At 68.5% G+C, this 18,264-nt stretch carries 17 protein-coding genes and 3 pseudogenes; 5 read left to right on the top strand and 15 right to left on the bottom strand.

Annotated features, from left to right (window positions below; translation table 11 throughout):
* Positions 1-433: 433 nt before the first annotated feature.
* Positions 434-1,042 (top strand): hypothetical protein, encoded by a 609-nt coding sequence (locus ABZW32_RS19430; protein ID WP_356217446.1) that lies wholly within the window; start codon positions 434-436, stop codon positions 1,040-1,042.
* Here ABZW32_RS19430 and ABZW32_RS19425 read toward each other — a convergent pair.
* From ABZW32_RS19425 to ABZW32_RS19410, 4 genes and pseudogenes are all read right to left on the bottom strand, one after another.
* Positions 1,036-1,143, bottom strand: a pseudogene (locus tag ABZW32_RS19425) (thioredoxin-disulfide reductase); the annotation flags it as partial. The gene ABZW32_RS19430 and the pseudogene ABZW32_RS19425 sit on opposite strands and share 7 nt — an antisense overlap.
* Before the next feature lie 68 nt (positions 1,144-1,211).
* Positions 1,212-1,568, bottom strand: a complete 357-nt coding sequence (locus ABZW32_RS19420; protein ID WP_356217444.1) for a cupin domain-containing protein — start codon at positions 1,566-1,568, stop codon at positions 1,212-1,214.
* Positions 1,565-3,166 carry a N,N-dimethylformamidase beta subunit family domain-containing protein gene (locus ABZW32_RS19415; RefSeq protein WP_356217442.1) on the bottom strand — a complete coding sequence of 534 codons (1,602 nt, stop codon included), beginning with the start codon at positions 3,164-3,166 and terminating at the stop codon, positions 1,565-1,567. Before ABZW32_RS19415 ends, ABZW32_RS19420 begins: the two co-directional genes overlap by 4 nt.
* Positions 3,167-3,220: 54 nt before the next feature.
* Positions 3,221-4,771: an APC family permease gene (locus ABZW32_RS19410; protein ID WP_356217440.1), complete on the bottom strand. Its 1,551-nt coding sequence runs from the start codon at positions 4,769-4,771 to the stop codon at positions 3,221-3,223.
* Positions 4,772-5,016: 245 nt separating this feature from the next.
* Here ABZW32_RS19410 and ABZW32_RS19405 point away from each other — a divergent pair, with 245 nt between their 5' ends.
* Complete coding sequence (locus tag ABZW32_RS19405) at positions 5,017-6,045, top strand: LacI family DNA-binding transcriptional regulator (RefSeq protein WP_356217438.1); 1,029 nt, start codon at positions 5,017-5,019, stop codon at positions 6,043-6,045.
* Between the two features lie 81 nt (positions 6,046-6,126).
* A pseudogene (locus ABZW32_RS19400) lies at positions 6,127-6,284 on the top strand (transcriptional regulator); the annotation flags it as partial.
* Between the two features lie 24 nt (positions 6,285-6,308).
* On the opposite strand, the pseudogene ABZW32_RS19395 reads toward ABZW32_RS19400, so the two are convergent.
* The 4 genes and pseudogenes from ABZW32_RS19395 to ABZW32_RS19380 form a co-directional block, all read right to left on the bottom strand.
* Positions 6,309-6,788: pseudogene (locus ABZW32_RS19395) on the bottom strand (2-dehydropantoate 2-reductase N-terminal domain-containing protein); the annotation flags it as partial.
* The gene (locus ABZW32_RS19390; RefSeq protein ID WP_356217437.1) at positions 6,785-7,342 is read right to left on the bottom strand and encodes a hypothetical protein; all 558 of its coding nucleotides are present in this window, start codon (positions 7,340-7,342) and stop codon (positions 6,785-6,787) included. The gene ABZW32_RS19390 and the pseudogene ABZW32_RS19395, both read right to left, overlap by 4 nt.
* Positions 7,343-7,583: 241 nt before the next feature.
* Entirely contained in the window at positions 7,584-8,729 is a 1,146-nt protein-coding gene (locus ABZW32_RS19385; protein WP_356217435.1) for a YcaO-like family protein, read from the bottom strand.
* Positions 8,719-9,015, bottom strand: coding sequence for a hypothetical protein (locus ABZW32_RS19380; protein WP_356217434.1), 297 nt, complete (start codon positions 9,013-9,015; stop codon positions 8,719-8,721). Before ABZW32_RS19380 ends, ABZW32_RS19385 begins: the two co-directional genes overlap by 11 nt.
* Between ABZW32_RS19380 and ABZW32_RS19375 the strand changes: the two genes are divergently transcribed.
* Positions 8,998-9,627 (top strand): hypothetical protein, encoded by a 630-nt coding sequence (locus tag ABZW32_RS19375; RefSeq protein WP_356217432.1) that lies wholly within the window; start codon positions 8,998-9,000, stop codon positions 9,625-9,627. The two genes, ABZW32_RS19380 and ABZW32_RS19375, sit on opposite strands and share 18 nt — an antisense overlap.
* Before the next feature lie 16 nt (positions 9,628-9,643).
* Here the strand turns inward: ABZW32_RS19375 and ABZW32_RS19370 are convergent, their stop codons facing one another.
* The 5 genes from ABZW32_RS19370 to ABZW32_RS19350 form a co-directional block, all read right to left on the bottom strand.
* Positions 9,644-9,787, bottom strand: coding sequence for a hypothetical protein (locus ABZW32_RS19370; RefSeq protein ID WP_356217430.1), 144 nt, complete (start codon positions 9,785-9,787; stop codon positions 9,644-9,646).
* Positions 9,788-9,856: 69 nt separating this feature from the next.
* Entirely contained in the window at positions 9,857-10,225 is a 369-nt protein-coding gene (locus tag ABZW32_RS19365) for a transposase (RefSeq protein ID WP_356217428.1), read from the bottom strand.
* Between the two features lie 415 nt (positions 10,226-10,640).
* On the bottom strand, positions 10,641-11,105 hold the full coding sequence (locus ABZW32_RS19360) for a hypothetical protein (protein ID WP_356217427.1): 465 nt from the start codon (positions 11,103-11,105) through the stop codon (positions 10,641-10,643).
* 23 nt (positions 11,106-11,128) lie between these two features.
* A complete protein-coding gene (locus ABZW32_RS19355; protein WP_356217460.1) occupies positions 11,129-11,479 on the bottom strand; it encodes a DddA-like double-stranded DNA deaminase toxin in 351 nt (116 codons plus the stop codon).
* Positions 11,476-13,068, bottom strand: coding sequence for a polymorphic toxin-type HINT domain-containing protein (locus ABZW32_RS19350; protein WP_356217425.1), 1,593 nt, complete (start codon positions 13,066-13,068; stop codon positions 11,476-11,478). The genes ABZW32_RS19355 and ABZW32_RS19350 overlap by 4 nt, the downstream gene beginning before the upstream one ends.
* A gap of 230 nt (positions 13,069-13,298) precedes the next feature.
* Here ABZW32_RS19350 and ABZW32_RS19345 point away from each other — a divergent pair, with 230 nt between their 5' ends.
* Positions 13,299-15,077 carry a ricin-type beta-trefoil lectin domain protein gene (locus ABZW32_RS19345; RefSeq protein ID WP_356217423.1) on the top strand — a complete coding sequence of 593 codons (1,779 nt, stop codon included), beginning with the start codon at positions 13,299-13,301 and terminating at the stop codon, positions 15,075-15,077.
* Positions 15,078-15,740: 663 nt separating this feature from the next.
* Here ABZW32_RS19345 and ABZW32_RS19340 read toward each other — a convergent pair.
* Together ABZW32_RS19340 and ABZW32_RS19335 are read right to left on the bottom strand one after the other, a co-directional pair.
* Complete coding sequence (locus ABZW32_RS19340) at positions 15,741-16,925, bottom strand: glycosyltransferase family 4 protein (protein WP_356217422.1); 1,185 nt, start codon at positions 16,923-16,925, stop codon at positions 15,741-15,743.
* Positions 16,922-18,226, bottom strand: a complete 1,305-nt coding sequence (locus tag ABZW32_RS19335) for a hypothetical protein (RefSeq protein ID WP_356217420.1) — start codon at positions 18,224-18,226, stop codon at positions 16,922-16,924. The genes ABZW32_RS19340 and ABZW32_RS19335 overlap by 4 nt, the downstream gene beginning before the upstream one ends.
* Between the last annotated feature and the right edge of the window lie 38 nt (positions 18,227-18,264).

The following is an 18,264-nucleotide window of genomic DNA, read 5'->3' as shown; positions in this document are numbered from 1 at the left end:
TCCCGGGCAGGCCACCCCTTCCCGCGTTGTGGGACCGTCCGGACCGCGCACGACCCTACGACGCACGGTGACGGGCCAGCGAACCAGTCCCCCTCCAGGTCACGGGTCGCCAGGTCGACGGTTGTGATGAGCATTGCGAGCGACCCCGCGCCTTGCGCCGTGTCTCCCTGGGGGTGTGGTGTGTGCTGCCGTCAGCTGAAGATGACGGAGCGGAGCTGGAGCTGTCGGCCGAGGCGCTTGCCCGGGTTCATGACGTAGTAGACGTCCCCGTCGCGGTCGGCGTTCTTGAAGACGGTGGCGGTGGAGTTCGTGTCGTTCCGGGGGGGCGAGGGCGGGGAAGTTGTTGCCCTCCGTCTCGGGGATGTTGATACACATCCCGCTCTGCGGGTCCAGGAGGCTTCCGTTGAGGTCGATGCCGCCGGTGCCGACGTAGATGCACTCGAAGCTTCCGACGGCGGAGGAACCGGTGCGGGGCGGGCGGCGGATCAACCGGGTTCTGGTGGCGGTGCGGGGGCTGCTGTCGTACGCGGTCACCGCTGGCGAGGCCCCGCGCGGGGTGCTCGGACAGATCTACGAGTTGGCCGACAGCCGTGATCTTCCTGCGGAGGCCTCGGGCGAGGAGGGCGGGCTGTTCTTGCGGCTGCTGCCGGTGCACCGTCTGCGCGAGCCCGAAGCCGACGTCGACCGGGCGGCGAACGCTGAGCTGGTGGCGATGTTCCTCGCGTGCCGCAGCGCGCGGGACCGCTTGATCGTCTTGCTGCTCGGGCGGGTGGGCCTGCGGCGCGGGCAGGTCGCCGGGCTGCGCCGCAGCGACGTACATCTGCTGCCGGACTCACGGGCGCTGGGCTGCGATTACCCAGGGGCGCACGTGCATGTGCGGCGACGGGAGAACGTCAACGGAGCCTGGTCGAAGTCGCGGCCCTCCTGGGTGGCGCCGCTGGACTTCCTGACGGTGTCCGCGTTCGACCTGTACTACGAGGAGCGACACCAGGGCAGGATTTCGGCTGCGTCGTGCACCTGGTCGCTGAGGGCGGCGAGGTAGCCCTCAGCGACCAGGTCGACCTGTCCGGTGAAGAGTTCGGTGCGCGGGTCGTGTCCGATGGCGATGAACAGGCCGGTGACGTCGAGGTCGCGGAGCCACCCGAGCCAGCGATAGCCCGCAAGGCTGCCGAACGCAGCTCGACGAGTCCGTCAGCGCCGCCGGACCTTGCTCAGGCGGTGCTGGCGAAGAAGAACTTCTTGGAGGGTTCGAGGGTGATCCATGTACCGCGGAATCCCTTGGGTACGTGGAAGACCTGGCCGGGCCCGAACTCCTTGCGGTCGCCGGCGAGGTCCTCCAGGGCGACGCGGCCGGAGACCATGACGCAGATCTCGTCATAGGGGTAGGGGTCGAGGAGCAGGGTTCCTGGTTCCCCTTCCCAGCTGCCGCCGAACAAGGTGCCGGCCGGGTTGGCGAAGGCGCGCCATTCGGTCTCCGTCCAGTCGGGCGAGGCGGTCCCTTCCGGCCAGTGGGGGCGGACCGCTTCCCCGGAGCCGAGTTCGATGGTGGTGACGGTGTCGATGGTCATCGCTTTTCTCCAGTGAGGCGGCGCAGGACGTTGTCGGTGATGCGTTCGGTGAAGGGGTCGTGGTGGATGAGGCCGCTGATCCATTCGCAGGTGCCGGCGTTGAAGACGGTTCCCGCGCCTCGGGTGAAGACGCCGATCATTGCCGCGCCGTAGCGGGCGTCCCGGCGGAACTCCGGAGGGTTTCCGTCGTACATGACCTCCGTGAGGAGCAGTGCCTCGGTCTCGGCTGCGCCGAGCGGTACACGGCCCTGCCAGCGGTCGGTCTCGCCGACGACTGCGGGTGCCATCGCGAGGATCTCCAGGTCGTCCGGTGCGCCGTCCTCACCGGTCGGGTAGGGCAGGCCCTTGCGGAAGGTGTAGTCGACTCCGTCGACCTCGAAGGAGACGATGCAGGCCTCGTCGCCGCCGAAGACGTCGCCGTAGTAGAGGTCGGTGCCTTCGAAGGCCCAGTGGTGGGGGCGGTAGACGGTGTAGCCACCGCTGGAGCGCGGGGTGGCCGAGCCGTAGCGGGCGTACACCCCGCCGAGTCCGGTCAGGCCCATCGTGGCGGCGCCGGGGCGGTCCAGCTTGGGGTGGTCCCAGGCGGTGGTGTCCAGGTGGGGGTCGGTGGCGTTGACCGGGTCGAGGCCGGGGATCTTGTAGCAGACCTGGGTGGCGCCGTCGTCCTCCAGGCGGACCTGCCAGATGTAGTTGCCGCCGAACCGGGCCAGGTTGCCACCGCGGTCCACGAAGGTGTCGATGGCGTCGCGCATCTCGCGGGTCCAGTACTCGTCGTGGCCGACGATGACGGCGCAGTCGTAGCCGTCCAGGCGCTCGGGTGCGAAGTGCAGGTCGTGCTGGGTGAGGTAGTCCAGCCGGTGTCCGTGCTGCTCGGCCCAGACGACGAAGGGCCGCTCGTAGGTGGCCCACAGGGCGTCCGCGTGGTGGCGGGAGTAGCCATTGGCGTGGGCCCACTCGTAGGCCTGGTGGCGCGGCTGCCAGCCGATCGGCGGGCGGTGGGTGTGGCGGTTGCGGGGGGCGTCCTCGGGTTTGCGCAGCATGCCTCGGGCGATGGGGCGCAGGGCGGACTGCTGGGGCGTGGGGATGTCGGTGTAGGGGTCGTCGCCGAGGCCCCGGTAGGCGTTGGCGCCGCCCCAGTCGTTGTAGGCGAGCATGGTGCTGGTGGTCAGGATCAGTGCGGTGCGCGCCGTCGGGTGTGGGGAGCGGACGACGAAGAAGTGCTCGCGCTCGTGGCGGCGGCCGTGCTCGTCGGTGATGCCGACGATGACGAGGTAGAAGCCGGAGGTCCAGGCGGGGTCGACCGGGATGGTCCGGGCGACGGGCCAGCCGCAGCCGACCGCGTACGCGTCGTCCGGCGTCGGGTGGGCCTCGCCGGGCAGGTCCTGAAGCAGCAGGACTGTCGTCGGCTCGGCGCCGTCGCGCACGATCCGCAGGTCGTAGGTGTCGGCGGTGGTGTGAACGTGGACGGCCACCTGCTCGCCGGGGTCGTAGGAGAAGCGGTCGGTGTAGCACCAGATCTCTTTGACGGCGGGATCGTTGAGCGGTCGTTCGGATTGCCAGCCGGGGATCGACCAGGCGGCTCGGGGTGCGGGGGGCATCGGTTCCTCTTGCATGGGGGCGGGTTTGGCGGGGGCTTGGATGTGTGGGGCGGGCTACGCCATCGTGGGCGACGTCGGTGCGGAGCCTTCGGCGTCGGTGCCGGTGTCGCCGCCGTTCGTCAGTCGCAGGTAGGTGTGGGGGCGGGCGGTGCGCAGCCACAGGGCACGGGCGCAGCCGGCCAGCAGGCCGGCCAGGAGCGGGCTGAGGACGAGGGCGTTTCCGGCGGTGGTGCCGATGCCGGTGAGCAGGGACATCTTCGCGATCACCAGCACAGCGACGGTGGCGAGCAGGATCGCTGCCAGGGCCGGGGCGATCAGGCGTTGCCACAGGGTCACGTCGGAGCGGTGGCGCCCCAGGTAGCGGATGACCGCGACGCTTGTGGCGACCTCCAGCAGCAGGATGCCCACGAGGGTGGGTGTGTTGGTCCACACCACGATCTGCGTGTAGGGGTCGAGTGAGGTGAGCCCGAAGGAGATCACTGCGGCGATCACCAGCAGGGTGTGGACGAGGCCGGCGACGCTGGGGGTCTGTGTGCGCTCGTCGGTGCGGCCGAATGCGGCGGGCAGGACACCGTCGCGCCCCAGCGCGAACAGGTACCGGCTGCCCGCGTTCTGCAGGGCGAGGACTCCGGCGAGGAAGCTGGTCACGATGAGCAGCCGCATGACGGAGGTCATCGTGCTGCCGACGTACTCGGTGTTGAGGTCGAACACCAGGCCGGCGGGGTCCTTGGCCAGCATCTCGGTCAGGCGGTGTGGACCGGCCGCCACCAGGATGATCCAGGACACGAAGGTGTAGAGCACCGCCAGGATGCCGACCGAGAGGTGGGTGGCGCGGGGCACGGTCCGGCGGGCGTCGCGGGCTTCCTCGCTGTAGATCGCGGTCTGCTCGAAGCCGATGTAGACCACGAACGTGATCACGAACAGCCCGGCGATGCCCGGCGTCATCAGGCGGGTGGGGTCGAAGCTCTGCGCGGTCAGGCCTTCGTGCCCGCCCTGGAGCAGCACGGAGACGGCCAGCACGAGCAGGATCGCGATCTCGGCGGTGAGCAGCAGCGCCAGGACGCGTGCTCCGAGGTCGACCTTGCGGTAGGAAAGCAGCGCGATGAGTAGCGCCAGAGCCACCGTGCACACCTGCCAGGGGACCTTGATCCCGGTCAGTACCCGCAGGGTGTCTGATGCGAAGAGTCCCGCCGCCGCGGCGAAACCGATCTGCCCCAGCGCGTAGGCGAGGTAGGCGACCAGGGCCGCTCCGGCGCCCGCGACGGGACCGAGGCCGCGGCTGATGTAGGTGTAGAACGCCCCGCTGTTGCGCATGTGTCTGCTCATCGCTGTGAAACCGACGGCGAACAGGGCGAACACGGCGCCTGCGATCAGGTAGCCGGACGGGGCGGCCACGCCGCCCAGCATGAAGGCGAGCGCGGAGAACCCGGCCATCACGGTCAGCGGGGCGGCGGCCGACAGGACGAAGAACACCAGGTCCTTCACGCCGACCGCGTCCGCTCGCAGCGTGCCTTCGCGGTCGCGGTCGCGGTCGCGGCTCACGGCGCCGGGCGGGGCGGCGGGCTCGGGGGGTTCGGTGGGTTCGGGGGGTTCGGTGGGGTGCACGGCTGGTCTCCCTGATCACTCAACGCGGGACGGGGGGTACAGGAGCCACGGCTCGGCTCTTCCCGAGCGGACTGTGGGGTGTCAGCAGCGCCACTGCCTGGGCGCCGGTGTGTCCACACACAATGCACAAACGTTTAAGCAGCGTCAACGGTCTTGCTTAATCGTTTGTGCGATACGCTGTACCCACCCGGCAGCGGAACCGAGAGAGAGCGTGGACGGTGGGACGACGGCCGACACTCAAGGACGTGGCGGCCGCCTGCGGCGTGTCCGTCGGCACCGTCTCCTACGCACTCAACGGCAAGGGCCGTGTGGACGCCGACACCCGGACCCGTATCCGCGAGACCGCCGACCGCCTCGGCTACGTGGCCAACCAGGCCGCACGCGGCCTGAGGTCAGGACGGACCGCCACCCTGGGCCTGCTGATGCCCACACCACCCCAGACCTCGTCCAGGGAACTGCTGTCCCTGGACTGGCACAGCCAGGTGGCCGTCGCCGCCGCCGACGCCGCCTTCCGGGCCGACCACGCTCTGCTGCTGCTCCCCGCCCCGCAGGACCCCGCGCAGCTGCTCCGGCACCCTGTCGACGGAATCATCGTGACCGACCCGGCCCGCGACGACCCCCGGCTCCCGGTCCTCGCCGGACTCGGACTCCCCCTGGTCGCGCTCGGCCAGGGCGTCGGCGGTCTCGTGCCGAACTACGTCACCGCCGACGCCGAGAGCACGACGCGGCAGATGCTGGACCACCTCGCACAACAGGGTGCCACCCGCATCCAGCTCCTCGTCCCCGACGCGGGGTGGGAGTGGACACGGCTGTCCGTATCCGCTTACCGGTACTGGTGCGGCGAACACGACCACGCCCCGACCACCACGCTGGTCGGCCTGGCCGGCACGAGCACCGAAACCGGGCTCGCGGACGCCGCCCACCGGGCAGCTCTACAAACGCTCAGTGCCCCCGACCGGCCGGACGCGCTCCTGGCGCTCTGCCTGGGCTTTGGCGTCGGCGCCTCGCGCGCCGCCCAGGAACTCGGCCTCCGGGTCCCGGATGATCTGCTGATCGCCCAGGACCTCGACGAACCCTCGCTCCAGTCGACCGATCCGCCGATCACGGCCGCCGACATGCACCCGCGCCTGCAGGCCAAAGCCGCGGTCGACATGCTCCTCTCTCTCCTCGACGGCAACCATCCGCCTTCCCCGGTCATCACCCCGGTCGACCTTCACCTCCGCGCCAGTACCGATCGCACGCCCACGAAGGATTCGGCCCCGGCGGTCTCCTGAACCCGTCACCCCCCAACGAGGGCGGACCGTACGCCTCCTGGTCATCTCCGGCCCCACCCCGAGTCCACGGTCCCGTCCGGGTTCCACCCACAAGCCGTCGGTGACTCACCCTCGCCTACGAAGGACCGGAAATGGCCACCGACCCTGGCATCACCCTCACCATCTCCACCGGCAAACCAACCTCACCCTCCGCAGAAGGAATGTGCCTCCTCGCTTCCTGGGCGACCACCCAGGAGACAGCGCCGTCCAGCCCAGGCCAAAGGACAGAACAGCGAAGGGCACGCGGGCTGTCCCGCCATGATCTCGGCTGCCAGGTTCGGGCCCGACAGGACCGCGACCCGTTCCTCGGGTACGCCGGTCACGTCGGTGATGACCTGGCTCGCCCGCAGGCCGCTCCCGGCCTCGATGCCTTTCATCAGCGACACGATCACCGTGTCGGGCCCGATGTGCGGTGCCCACGCGGCGAAGCTGGCCCGCAGGGACTGGGCGGGGATGGACAACACGAGGAAGTCCGCGCCGTCCAGGGCGACGGCCGGGTCGGTGGTGGCCTTCACGGTGGAGGGCAGCTCGATGTCCGGGAAGTAGCCGGGCTTGTGGTGCGTCGTGTTGATCGTGTCGGCGATCTCGCTGCGGCGGGCGTGCACGATGACGTCGGTACCGGCGTCGGCCATGACCTTGGCGACGGCAGTCCCCCAGGACCCGGCCGAGAGCACCGCTGCACGGAGGGAACGGTGCTGGGTCACTGCGGGACCTCCTCGTGGAACGGAGGCCGGCCGCTGGGCAGGCGGGGCGCGGTCATCGTATCGGCCGTGCCGGGTGCCGGGAGGGCGTGTGCGGGGCGCCGTAGGGTCAGCAGGACGGCTCGGCGGTCGGGAAGTTTGGGCAGCACCTGGTGGGCCTCGCGGAGCATCCGTTCGGTCTGGACGTCGCCGAGTTCGCGCCGCAGGTCGTCGGCATGGGTGATCCACAGCTTGTAGAGGCGGTCCCACATGGCCGGCTCGGTGGGGCGCTCGTCCACGTGCTCCACCATGAGTCCGGCCGCGTGGGCCTGCTGGTGCCAGGTGGGGGCGGTGCCGCGCCTCGTCGAGCGGGTCAGGAGGAGTCGGCCGCCCGGGGCGAGAATGCGGCCGAGTTCGCGCACCGCGGCGGTCCGGTCGGTGGCGTGGCCGCTGGGCAGGTTGGTGTGCTCCAGCCCGGCGGAGCCGAGGAAGTGGGCGCGGCGGCCGGTGGCCTGCGCGACGGCGACCGGGGAGAGGTCGAAGCCTTCAGGCGCAGGGCGAGGGCGCGGGCCAGCCACAGGCCGATGCCTCCGCTCCCGCAGCCAGCGTCAACGAGGAGCTGGCCGGGCCGCATTCGCAGGCGTGCGGTCATCAGCCCGAGCAGGGGCCAGTCGCAGGAGCTGGAGGCCGCGGTCTCGGCCGGGTAGTTCTCCCCCATCGCCTTCGCGTAGAGGCGGGCGACGAGATCGGTGCGGGCGCGGGCGGTGTGGAAGGCGTCGTACTGGGCGGAGCGCCCCCCGGACGCCGTGGTGGTGGTGTTCATCGGGGCATCGACCTCCTGATCCGGGAGCGGGTGCCGGGGCAGACGACCTTCACGGCGTGGACCGGGCTGTTGGGGTGGGAGAGGTCCAGGGCGACCGGTTCGTGTCCGGTGGCGTGGGCGATCTCTACGGCCAGGTCGGCGGCCTGGACGGCGAAGCCTCCGACGGCCGCGGCGAAGTGGCCGGTCGCGTCCGGCCACGGCACGAGCCCGGAGGTCCGTGCGGGGCGGAAGGCCGGGGTGCCGGTGCTGCTGGGGGCGCTGGTGAGGTCGTCGCGGGTCCCGGAGATCGCGGCAAGCCGGGATTGCGCGGCTTCCGTCAGCGCCCGGGTCAGAGCGATCGCCGGAACGCTGTGGCAGCCGCCACCCGCGAAGACCACCGGGAGGTCCTCCGACCACAGGTAGGCCACGCACACCGGCAGCCCGTACGGGCCGTCGACCATCGCGATCTCCAGCGACATGCCCGCGGCCGCGAGCTTGTCGAGAACCTCACGAGCGTGCGGGTCCTGGACCGTCCCGGGCGCGATGAAGGTGCGCCAGGATCCGCCGTCCGCCTCCTCGCGGTAGAGCACGTCGCGCTCCACCACCTCGAACAGGGCGTGCAGCAGCGCCTCGTCCCGTGTGTTCCCGCAGGCCAGGCCGGTGCTGGTCGCGCGCAGCAGGTCCGGGCTCCACTCGGGCCTGCGGGCCCGGCATCGGACGAGGTCGGCCGGGAGCAGCTGGTCGTGTCCGCTCACCAGGCCCGTGCCTGATGTCCACTCCCACACCATCTGGCGCAGGGTGTGGTCCGGGTAGGGGACGGTCATCGGCAGCGCGGCCACCGGGCAGTGGGGGGCGACCTCGGCGGCCGGGCCTCGTGCCGAGATCGGCAGGGGCTGCTCCAGGTGCCACAGCTCGACGGCCTCCATGACCGCCGACAGCTTCGCCGGCAGCACGGTGGCCCCCTTGCCCTGGGAGGTGCTCAGGGTCAGGGAGGAGGGCCGGATCGCCGTCCAGACCGGGAGCCCGATGCAGTCCAGGCCCGTGAGGTCGGCGAGGCGGGTGATCCCGAACTCCGGCAGAAGCCCTGCCACCGCCCCCCACGTCTGCTCGGGCGTCCGGGCGCGCACGGTGCCCGGCAACGCCACCAGCTCGTCAACACGCATGACGGGCCTCCATCCGCTCGCCGCTCTCTTCCAGGAAGCCCGGGACGATCCGCTTCGCGGCCTCGACCGCACGGGCGCCGCAGACGAGGCCGCGCGCGGACGCCTCCGCGTCGAAGTCCGCTCGTGGGCACCGCCACACCCGCAGCAGAATCTGGCGGGTGAGGTGCTCACGCACCGCGTCGGTGGAGAAGCCGGGCCGACTGCGGTGTATCCGCGCGAGGGCAGCGGCGTACCGGGCGACCGCCTTGCGGTCCTGGCCGCTCTCGCCTTGCAGCAGCAGGGCCACGCTCGCCTCGTCCTGCAGATCGAGCGGCGGGTGAAAGACCTGATGGGCGGGCAGATCCCCGCCCGTGAGCTGGGCCAGGCACACCTCCAGCGGCAGACTGGGCCCGTCGGCCGGGTGCAGGGAGCGGTGCTCAAGATAGGCCGTCCACCCCGTACGGAAGTGCGGGTCGAAGACCTGCCGGTAAACCAGGCGGTCTTCCGTGGCCAGCTCCAGCCCGCCGGCGAGGTGCTGGCCCCGGACGGCGACGTCGTCGTCTCCGACCCCTCCGAGGACCTGCCGGATCCCGGTGGACGACCGGTTCGACCCGGCCCCGCGGAAGCGGCGAAGCCGAAGTCGGTGGTGCCCATGCGGCGCGCGGGCTTGGTCTGGTCGGCACTGTCGCAGGACTACCAGCGCATCCTGCGGGCTCTCGCGGACCGGGACCGTCTCGGTCAAGGTCCGCTGACGTGCCAGGAGACGGCCGGCTGCTTCGGGCTGGACCCCGTGCCCGCGAAGGTCGAGGCGTTGCGGTCGAAGGCGAAGCGGCTGGTGGCCCGGGGCTGGCTGGCCGAGTCGGCGCCGGGACGGTTCACGCTCGCGAAGGACGTGGCCGGGCCAGGCGGCGGGTCATGAGCATGGTCGCCGACCATTAGACCACCGCCTCCGCGCTGCCGGTGGACCGCTCGAAGTCGCGCACCAGGCGGCGGCTTCGCATCAGGTGGGCGAAGAAACGCTCCACGATCCACCGCTTGGGCAACACGACGAAGCCGCGCATGTCATCGCTGCGCTTCACGATGGCGAGGACCAGGTCGAGGACGGTGAGGCCGTACTCGACGAGGCTGCCGGTGCAGCCACCGTCGGCTCAGACCAAGGCAAGCAGGTGGTGCGCGGCGGTGACCTGGGCGAGCAGAACCTGCCCGGCGGCGCGGTCGCCGACATCCGCTGCGGTGACCGTCACCGCGAGCAGTAGGCCGAGCGTGTCGACCACGACGTGGCGTTTGCGGCCGTTGATCAGCTTGCCGCCGTCGAAGCCGCGGCTGTCGGATCCGACGACGGCGTCCGCCTTGATGGACTGAGAGTCGATCACGCCCGCGCTCGGCTCCGGGTCCCGTCCCGCCTGCTGCCGACCGAGGCCCAGCCACCAGGCCTCGCACCCGCCGAAGCCGCCGAAGCCGCCGATCGAGACTCCCGCTCGATCAGCACCGCCCAAGATCGGAACGACAACAGCCACTCAGGGGTGACCTGAGCGCGTTCCAGCCGGGGAGAGGCCGACGTTGTTGAGCTGCGAGGTGATGCGGTGGGGGTACCACCAGCGCACGTCGTGGTCGGCGAGAGCTTTGAGGCAGTGATGCTGAGCTGATGTGAGACCGGCATCAGCACGGACAGCAGAGACGGTTGCCACGGCGAGAAGTGGCCCCACCCTTCGATGTCGGTGAGGTCGCTGCAGCACAGTACAGGGACCGGGGCAGCAGGCAGGAGCTCCTCTTCTGGGGCAGCGCTACTACGGGCGCGAGACGCTCAGATCCAAGAAATGGTCATCTTCTAATCCGTTTGGGTCCCGCAAAGAAAATGCGGGACCCAAACAGTAAGCGTCGAGCGGGGCGCATCAAAAGAGATTTCCACAAATAGCGGACGCCCCGACTTTCCTAGCAGTCGTCGTCGACGTGGCCGTTCATATGCCCACGCATCCACCCTGCATCTGTCGGCCTGAATCCATTCCCTTCACCGCAGAATTCCTCAACGACAGAACGCACGACATCTGGAGAGAGGACCGTCCTGACATCGGCGCGGGATTTCTCGTGCAGGTCGCGATAGACCACAACCTCGGGCATCAATTCATCTGCGCAAGAAACCCAGACATCCCACCCAATATCGCTGCCACTCGAAGATTTTATCGACTCGGACACTGCAGCATCACACCACCAGGTGAACCTACCGTGCCCGCTCACCACATTGAGATCCATTATCAGACTGCTTTCCAGTCGATAGCTGTCACCTCGCGGCGTAAAATAGTGAAACTCCACACGCCTGTGATCCCCGACTTCAGGCCTGGTGAAAATATCTTCAACTAATTCGGAAATTTCCGAGCGGGAATCAGGCAGTGACACCACGTCATGCAGGATCTTAAGTCTCATCATTTTCTCTTCAGCGTTCCCTGCAGGCGGACTCCATTGGGGTTCTCAGGATAGTACACGATCATGGCCTGATCGTCGTAGAGCATGGCCCGCACCGCATTTACACACGTCTGCGAGGCTGGCTTACTGTCCCCACACACGCCATCTTTATTGTTGATGACGACCATCACATCTCCTCGATGGTCTGTTTCGCACACCCATGCCGCATATTTTGTCTCAACATGATCGGATGACGCATACTGCAACTTCCCATACCCCACGTGCGGCCGGTCGGGAAAGTCTGGACTACCTGTACGACGCAAGTATTCATTGGCAAGCGTAAACCACTTATCCTGCCGCCCACTACTCAACAGTTCCAATTCCTGAGGCAGGTTAACAATTTCTTCCCCGCCGGGGGTGCGGATCCTTGCGTGGGACCACTATCGCCACGGGTGACCAACTTATCAAAAAGCTTAGGGGTCTTCGTCGAGCAAGGAGGACGCGGTAGGTCACTATTGTGGACAAGGGCGCCGGAAGCGCCAGCAGCAATGTAATAGGTGTGGAGATCGTCGACAGTTAGGTCGTAAGCGGTTTCGAGTCCGGTCCGGTCGCTGACCTGGCTGACCAGAACAGCGCCACCCACTGGGGTGCGAAGCTCATCGCCTACGCGGAGATCGCGAGCATCTACCCATCGTTTACGGCTCTCCACCCAATACGGGTGACTATCCGTCGAGGTAACGGAAGAGCCGTCGGCAAGGGTGACGTCGGTGAAGTTCCGGTCGTCAGGGGTACGGATCGCGCGGCTGACGGTACGGGACCCGGTTTCTCCGGTGGCCGGGTCGGTCGCCGTGACCTGATCACCGACTCGGATCTCTTCGATGGGCAGGGTCGTCCCTGCGGCCATTAGAACCCGTGTGCCGGCGGGGAAGCTGTGAGCCGTGTTCGAGGTGAGGCATTCGACCGCGCGCCTGGTGGCGCGCATGTGCTTGAGGGCTTCGACACCGTCATCGATTTTGAGGAGGACCTTGGCCCTGCCCCAGGGCAAGGAGCTGAGTCCGGCCACAATGCAGTCCACTGTGCCGGGGTCCTTGATGCACGCCTTGATGTCATTTAGGCCCGAAAGCTCCCAGACCGCTGCGGTGAGGAAGGGGTCGTTCTGCCCGACTTCGATCGTGGAGTGTTCCGGGTCTGCGGCGCAGGCCAGGATCGGGATCATGGACTCGCGGCTGGCGAAGGGGCGGCAGATTCGCTTGGGCTTTGGCTTCGCTTCTTCTTGCTGCTTGCGTTCCTCCTCTGCCTGGCGGAGCGCCTCGGCGATCTCCTTCTCGACCAGGGTTCGGACAGCGGTCCAGGCGTCCTTGGCCATGGCGTTGGCTTCGTCGCGGCTCTTGCCGGCGGCGAGGGCTGACTGGCGAGCTTGTTCGGCGGAGTCGTTGGCCTTCTTGGCGGACTGGCGGGCGTAGGAGGCTGAGAATTCGGCCTGGGCGGCGGAGTTCTCGGCGTCGGAGGCATCCTGGTTGGCTCGGTCGGCGGCGCTGCGGGCTGTGGCCGCTGACTTCTGGGCTTCGGCGGCGCTGTTGGCGGCCTTGTCGGCGGACGTCCTGGCGTCGTTGGCTGCGGTCTGTGCCTGGCGTGCGGAGTCTGCGGCCTGCTGGGCTGCCTTTTGGGCGTCAACTGTTGCCTGGACGGCCTTGGCTGCGGCTTCGGCTGCGATCCAGCGGTTTTGCTGGGCCTTGGCGACGATGATGTCGCCTTCGGCCAGGAGCCGGTTGATCTGGTCGGTGTGGTTGGTGGCCAGATCGTCCTTGAGGCGGGCTGTGTGCTGGCCTGTGGTGATGAACTCGTGGAGGCTCTCGGGCGTTCCCGCGAGAGCGATCCGGGCGGCGGCCTTGGCTTCCGCTCCTCCGATGGGTTCACCGGATACGGCGAGGCTGGTGCCAACGGAACTGTTTCCACTCACATTGAACTCCGCGTCGCAGGCTAAGCACTCTGGCTGTGGGGCCACTGGTGGCGGCAACTCGGCCGCAGGGTCGTTTACACCGCTTGAAACCGTCGGGCGATTGAACCGGGCAAGTTCTGGCGTCGTGGTTCGGCACTCAGATTTCCGGGCGAGGCCTGGAGCCGTACCGGCAAGGCGAAATCCGTCCTGCCCGACTGCGTTTTCTCTTTCGCGTATCTCAAAGGATCATCATGTCTGAAAAGAGTTCACGCACTGCGTGGGCTGCGCCCCTGCTTGCCTCAGTGTTGGCAGCCGGCTTCCTGAGTGCTGGTGCCGCCCAGGCCGTCACTGGCTCCGAGGTGCCCACGGGCCTGCAGGACGCCGTCGTCAAGCTCGCCATCGGCGACGAGGCGAACTCCCGCGCGTGCACCGGCGTACTCATTGACGAATGGTGGATAGCTACCGCTGCCAGCTGTTTCGCCACCACCGCCGGACAGCAGGTCCCCGCAGGGCAGCCCGGGATGAAGGCCACCGTCGCTCTGGCGGGTGGCCAGACCTTCACGGTGACCGCGCTCGAACCGCGCGAGGACCGGGACCTGGTCCTGGCCCGGCTCTCGCTCCCGGCCAAGGGAGCCACCAAGGCCAAGATCGGTACGTCCGTCCCGGCGGCCGGCACGGACCTGACGGCAGTGGGCTACGGACGGACGAAGTCCGACTGGGTGCCCGGCAAGCCCCACAGTGGCGTCTTCACCGTCAACACCTCGGACACCACTACTCTGGCCATCACCGGCAAGGGCACCGACACCATCTGTCAGGGCGACACCGGCGGACCGCTGCTCAACGCGGCCAACGAGCTGATCGCAATCAACAGCAAGTCCTGGCAGGGCGGCTGCCTCGGCGCCGCTCCCGCAGAAACCCGCACGGGCGCCCTCTCCGTGCGTACGGACGACCTCGGCCCCTGGATCGACATGACCAGAGGTTCAGTGCCCACCGCGCAGTGGAAGCTGAACGGCCAGAGTGGCAACCTCGTGCCCAGTGAAGTCGGGGCCTTCCCGGCCACCGCCACGAACATCACCTGGCCCACCGCCACCATCGAGGGCCGTAGCACGACCTACGCCGCGTTCGCCGGACGCCAGTCGACCATCACCACGGGCACGTCCGTCATCGACACCCGCGACAGCTTCACCCTCACAACGTGGATCAAGCCGGGCCCGAGCGGCGCCGTCGTGAGCCAGGACAACAACCGCAACAGCTCCTTCGCGATCTTCGCCGACCCGGACTCCAAGATGTGGCAGTTCGCGATAGCCCGCGGCGACAGCGACACCGCCGGCTACGACTGGGCCAACAAGGCCGTGAACAGCGCCGCTACGTACACACCCGATGCCTGGCAGCATGTGACCGCCACCTACAACGCGGCCACCGGGCTGATGAGCCTGTACGTCAACGGCACCCTGGCCAGCACCGGCCACCACACCGTCTCGCTCGGTGCCGCACCGGTGGGTCCCCTCGTCATGGGCCGCTACAAGGAACGCGGATCCGCCGACTTCTACCACCAGGGCCTGACCGGCGGCATCAGCAACCTCGCCGTCTACCCCTTCGCAGCTGCCCCCACAGCCCCGGGCTCCACCGGCAAGATCAAGCTGACCAACGGCACCAACATCTGCGCCGACCGCAACACCGGACGCATCCAGCTCTGGGAATGCAACGAGATCAACGGCGGTGACGCCCAGCAGTTCGCCATCCGCGGTGACGGCACCATCCGCAACCAGAACCTGTGCATGGACGCAGCCAATGCCGGCACCGGCAACGGAACCCGCATCCAGATCGTCGGCTGCCACGATCACCCCGCACAGCAGTTCCTGCCCCGCGCCGACGGCAGCATCTACAATCCCGCCTCAGGGCGCTGCGTCGATGCCTCTGACATGCAAGGCGGCACCCAGCTGCAACTGTGGGACTGCAACCAGAGCAGCCCTCAGAAGTGGACCATCCCCACCCTCGCCACCGCGCCACTGCCCGCTCCGCGCTGGTAGCAACCGCTCCCTCCTCCAGCGCACACCTGGCCGCCTCCGACAGCACCTCACGGGGGCGGCCTCCCCGCTTTCGCAATGGCGTGCGGGAAGACAGGAACGGTCGCCGTACTCGCCCCCTAACCTTGGAGGGAGCGCGCTGCTGGCGCACCGGGACAGCTGCTTCGGCATGACCCGGTCCGGCAGCGGGTGTGGCTGATCGCAGCGACTGCCCGCCGCCACCGGGTACGTCACCATCCACACCGACGCCGAACCTCGACCAGCAGACGCCCACCAGTCACCCAGGCCGATGTCACCGAACCACCATCGCCGGTAGAGCCCTCAGCCGCGCCACGAGCGCGGACGACATCTTCGAGTTCCTGCAGCTGGCCGTCCTGGACCCCGACGACGTCCACCTGGCCGACGGGCTGCTGACCAAGACGACGGCCTGTTCCTGTCGAGCGGCCCGTGCCGGCTGCCGCGGACTCCCGATGAAGAACACGTTGAGGTGCGCGTGTACGCGGGCGTAGCCAAGGAGCCGGCGGGTATCCCGACCCTGGGTAAGGACGCTCGTGTGGGGCACGATGCATCCCGTTGGCGTTGAGGAGCGCGCCTGCGTATGGGGGCGGCCGTGGTCGCGGCGTGCACGGCAATCCGATCGATCCCCGGCGCTTGACGGTCCGTCGTTCACGCCTTGAGCTGTGGATTCCGCGACGCCTGGCCTGTCCCTAATGCGATCCCGTCTACCTGTGGGCCGACCGAATCCCTCATCACGCGGAGCGTCAGTGCGTGAAGCTGGCGGCCGGTCGTCGCGATGTCGTATCGGCGCGCGTTGCGGAGGGCTTCCTTGGCCAGGGCCTTGCGTCTGGGGGCGTCCCGGCCCAACTCGTCCAGGGCCGTTGCCAGCGAGCGCGGATCGCCGGGGGTGCAGGGGACTCCACCGCCCCCGAGGACTTTCTTGACACCGGGGAGGTCGGAGTAGACGACCGGGAGCCCGTGGGCTTGGGCCTCGATGAGGACGAGTCCGAACGCCTCCAAGCCCGTGGTGGTGAAGACGAAGGCGTCGAAGTTCGGCAGGCGGCTGAAGAGTTCGGCGCGGGGCAGGAACGGCTCGAAGCGGATGCGGTCCCGCAGCCCGAGTTCGGTGGCCCGTTGTTCCAGCTGCTCCCGGAGGGTTCCGTGGCCGATCACGGTCAGGTGGTGCGGCTGATGGGTGAGGGTGAGGGCTTCAATGGCGGTGATCGTGGACTTGTTCTCGCCCAGACGGCCGGCGTGCACCAGAGCCAGGCCTCTGGTGCCGGCAGGCCGCTGATCGTGTACGTGGGCATCGTGCAGGGGGATCCCCCAGGGGATGACGGTGAGCCGGTCGGTGAACCGTCGTCCGGTGAGGCGGTCGATGCGGTCGGCGAGGGCGGCGGTCGGGGCGACGATCGCGGCGCTTGCAGCCGCGACTTCCTTCAGGGTCTCGCGTTCCCGCGGGCTGAGCTCGGCTGCCATTACGTCGGGGCCGTGGGCGATGGCGATGATCGGGGTGTTGCCGGCTGTCCGGGCGAAGGCGAGGCTCAGGGCGAGTCCGACGTACTGGGCGTGGATCGTGTCGGGCTGGATCTTCTCGATGAGGCCGCCCACCTCGCGTGTCAGCTCGTCGAGGTAGCGGTCGAAGTCCGGGCCCTGAGGTCGCTTCGGCGTTGAGAGGGTGATCAGGTGGTCAAAGGAGGTCGCCCACGGCTGCTCGACCGGGGTCCTGCCGAGGAAGGTCGTGTGCAGTTCCGGCATCGCGCCGTAGAGGTCGTGGACGAGGATCATGCTTCCGGACGACGGTCCGGAAGCGCGGTTGATGCCGGTGAGGACGTTCAGGACCTTGGTGGTCATGGGGAGACTCCCTTCCTCTGACGGGGCGGCGCCCACCACGGCGCGAGGTGCGGCGTGAAGTCGGCCAGGACCTCCTGGGTCGGATGCAGGTAGCCCTTTTCGTCCCTTTCTGCTGCCCATACCTTGATCGACGATCGGGGGTATACGGGGTTGATGCCGATCTCTCCCTTGGGGAGGATCCCGTTGAAGGGGGTTGGGATTCCCTCGCTGTTCCAGTAGTCCCACGCCTCAAGGGCCTTGGACTTCTCGAAGCAGTGGTAGAGGTGCCGGTAGCGGTCCATGTACCGGATCTCGCGGAAGACCATCTGGCCGATCAGCCCGGGGGCGGCTTTCTGGAGCGTGTTGAGGTCGGCGCCCTGGAAGGTGACCGATGCCGCGTCCTGGGACGGGTGCAGCGCGGTCCGGGCGAGGAGGTGGGACAGCCGGCGCCGTACGTACTCGGAGGCTCCTGGGCCGAGGGCCGGTTCGATGTCTTCGATGAGCTGGAGGAGCTGGTGGTGGCGTGGGCCGAAGCGGGCCAGGTCGAAGAGCCGGCCCATGCTGTCCACGGCGGCGAAGGCGAGGCGTTTGTAGAGCCGGTTGTTCAGCTCCCCCGCCTGGGCGTAGTTCTTGGTCTCCGGGGTGGCGGAGTGGAGCATCAGGTATTCGGACAGAACCTCGAAGTACAGGTAGCCGAGGAACGGGACGCCCGCGACGGCGTCGGAGAGCATGTCGATGAACGCCGGTGCGGGTGTGGTGTGTCCGGCGGCGTTGCGCAGGGCGGTGTCGAGGAAGGCTCCTGCGGAGCGCAGCCCGGTCAGGACGGCGCGGTCGAGCTGGTCGTTCTCGGCGGGGGTGAGGAAGCTTTGGTAGCGCAGGTAGGTACGCAGGTGGATGGCGCCGAGGTGCAGGTAGTCGATGCCTTTGGGCTGTATCGGGGCGTCCGGGGTGACCTCGAAGACCAGGGGTTTGGTGGAGGGCTTGGTCTCCACCAGGTAGGCGCCGAGGTTGTGGGGGCGCAGCCCGTGGCGCTGGGTGGCGAGGGGTGAGCAGTAGAGGGCTCCGACGAGGCATCCGGTGGAGACGTGCAGTTGTCGGCTGGTGCGGATGGCGTCGATGTCCTTGGTGGTGTGCAGCAGGTGAAGCGGCTGTCCGCTGAGGAGTGCTTCGGTCATGGCGGAGTGGCGGATCAGCCAGCCGTTGGGGGTGGAGTGTTCCAGGTGGTGGCGCCAGTCGCTTTCGGATTCGGCCAGCGAGGCGGGCATGGGGCGCTGCGCGGGCACGGTGTAGTCCGTGTGGGCGTGTTCCCATTCGTCGCGCAAGAGAACTCCTGGGGAGGGTCGGCGGCAGGCCGGCGGGG

The organism is Streptomyces sp. NPDC004667, assembly GCF_040609475.1.
GTDB lineage: Bacteria > Actinomycetota > Actinomycetes > Streptomycetales > Streptomycetaceae > Streptomyces.
Note: the sequence above shows the minus strand (reverse complement) of the source record. Positions and strands in the feature narration are given on the sequence as shown.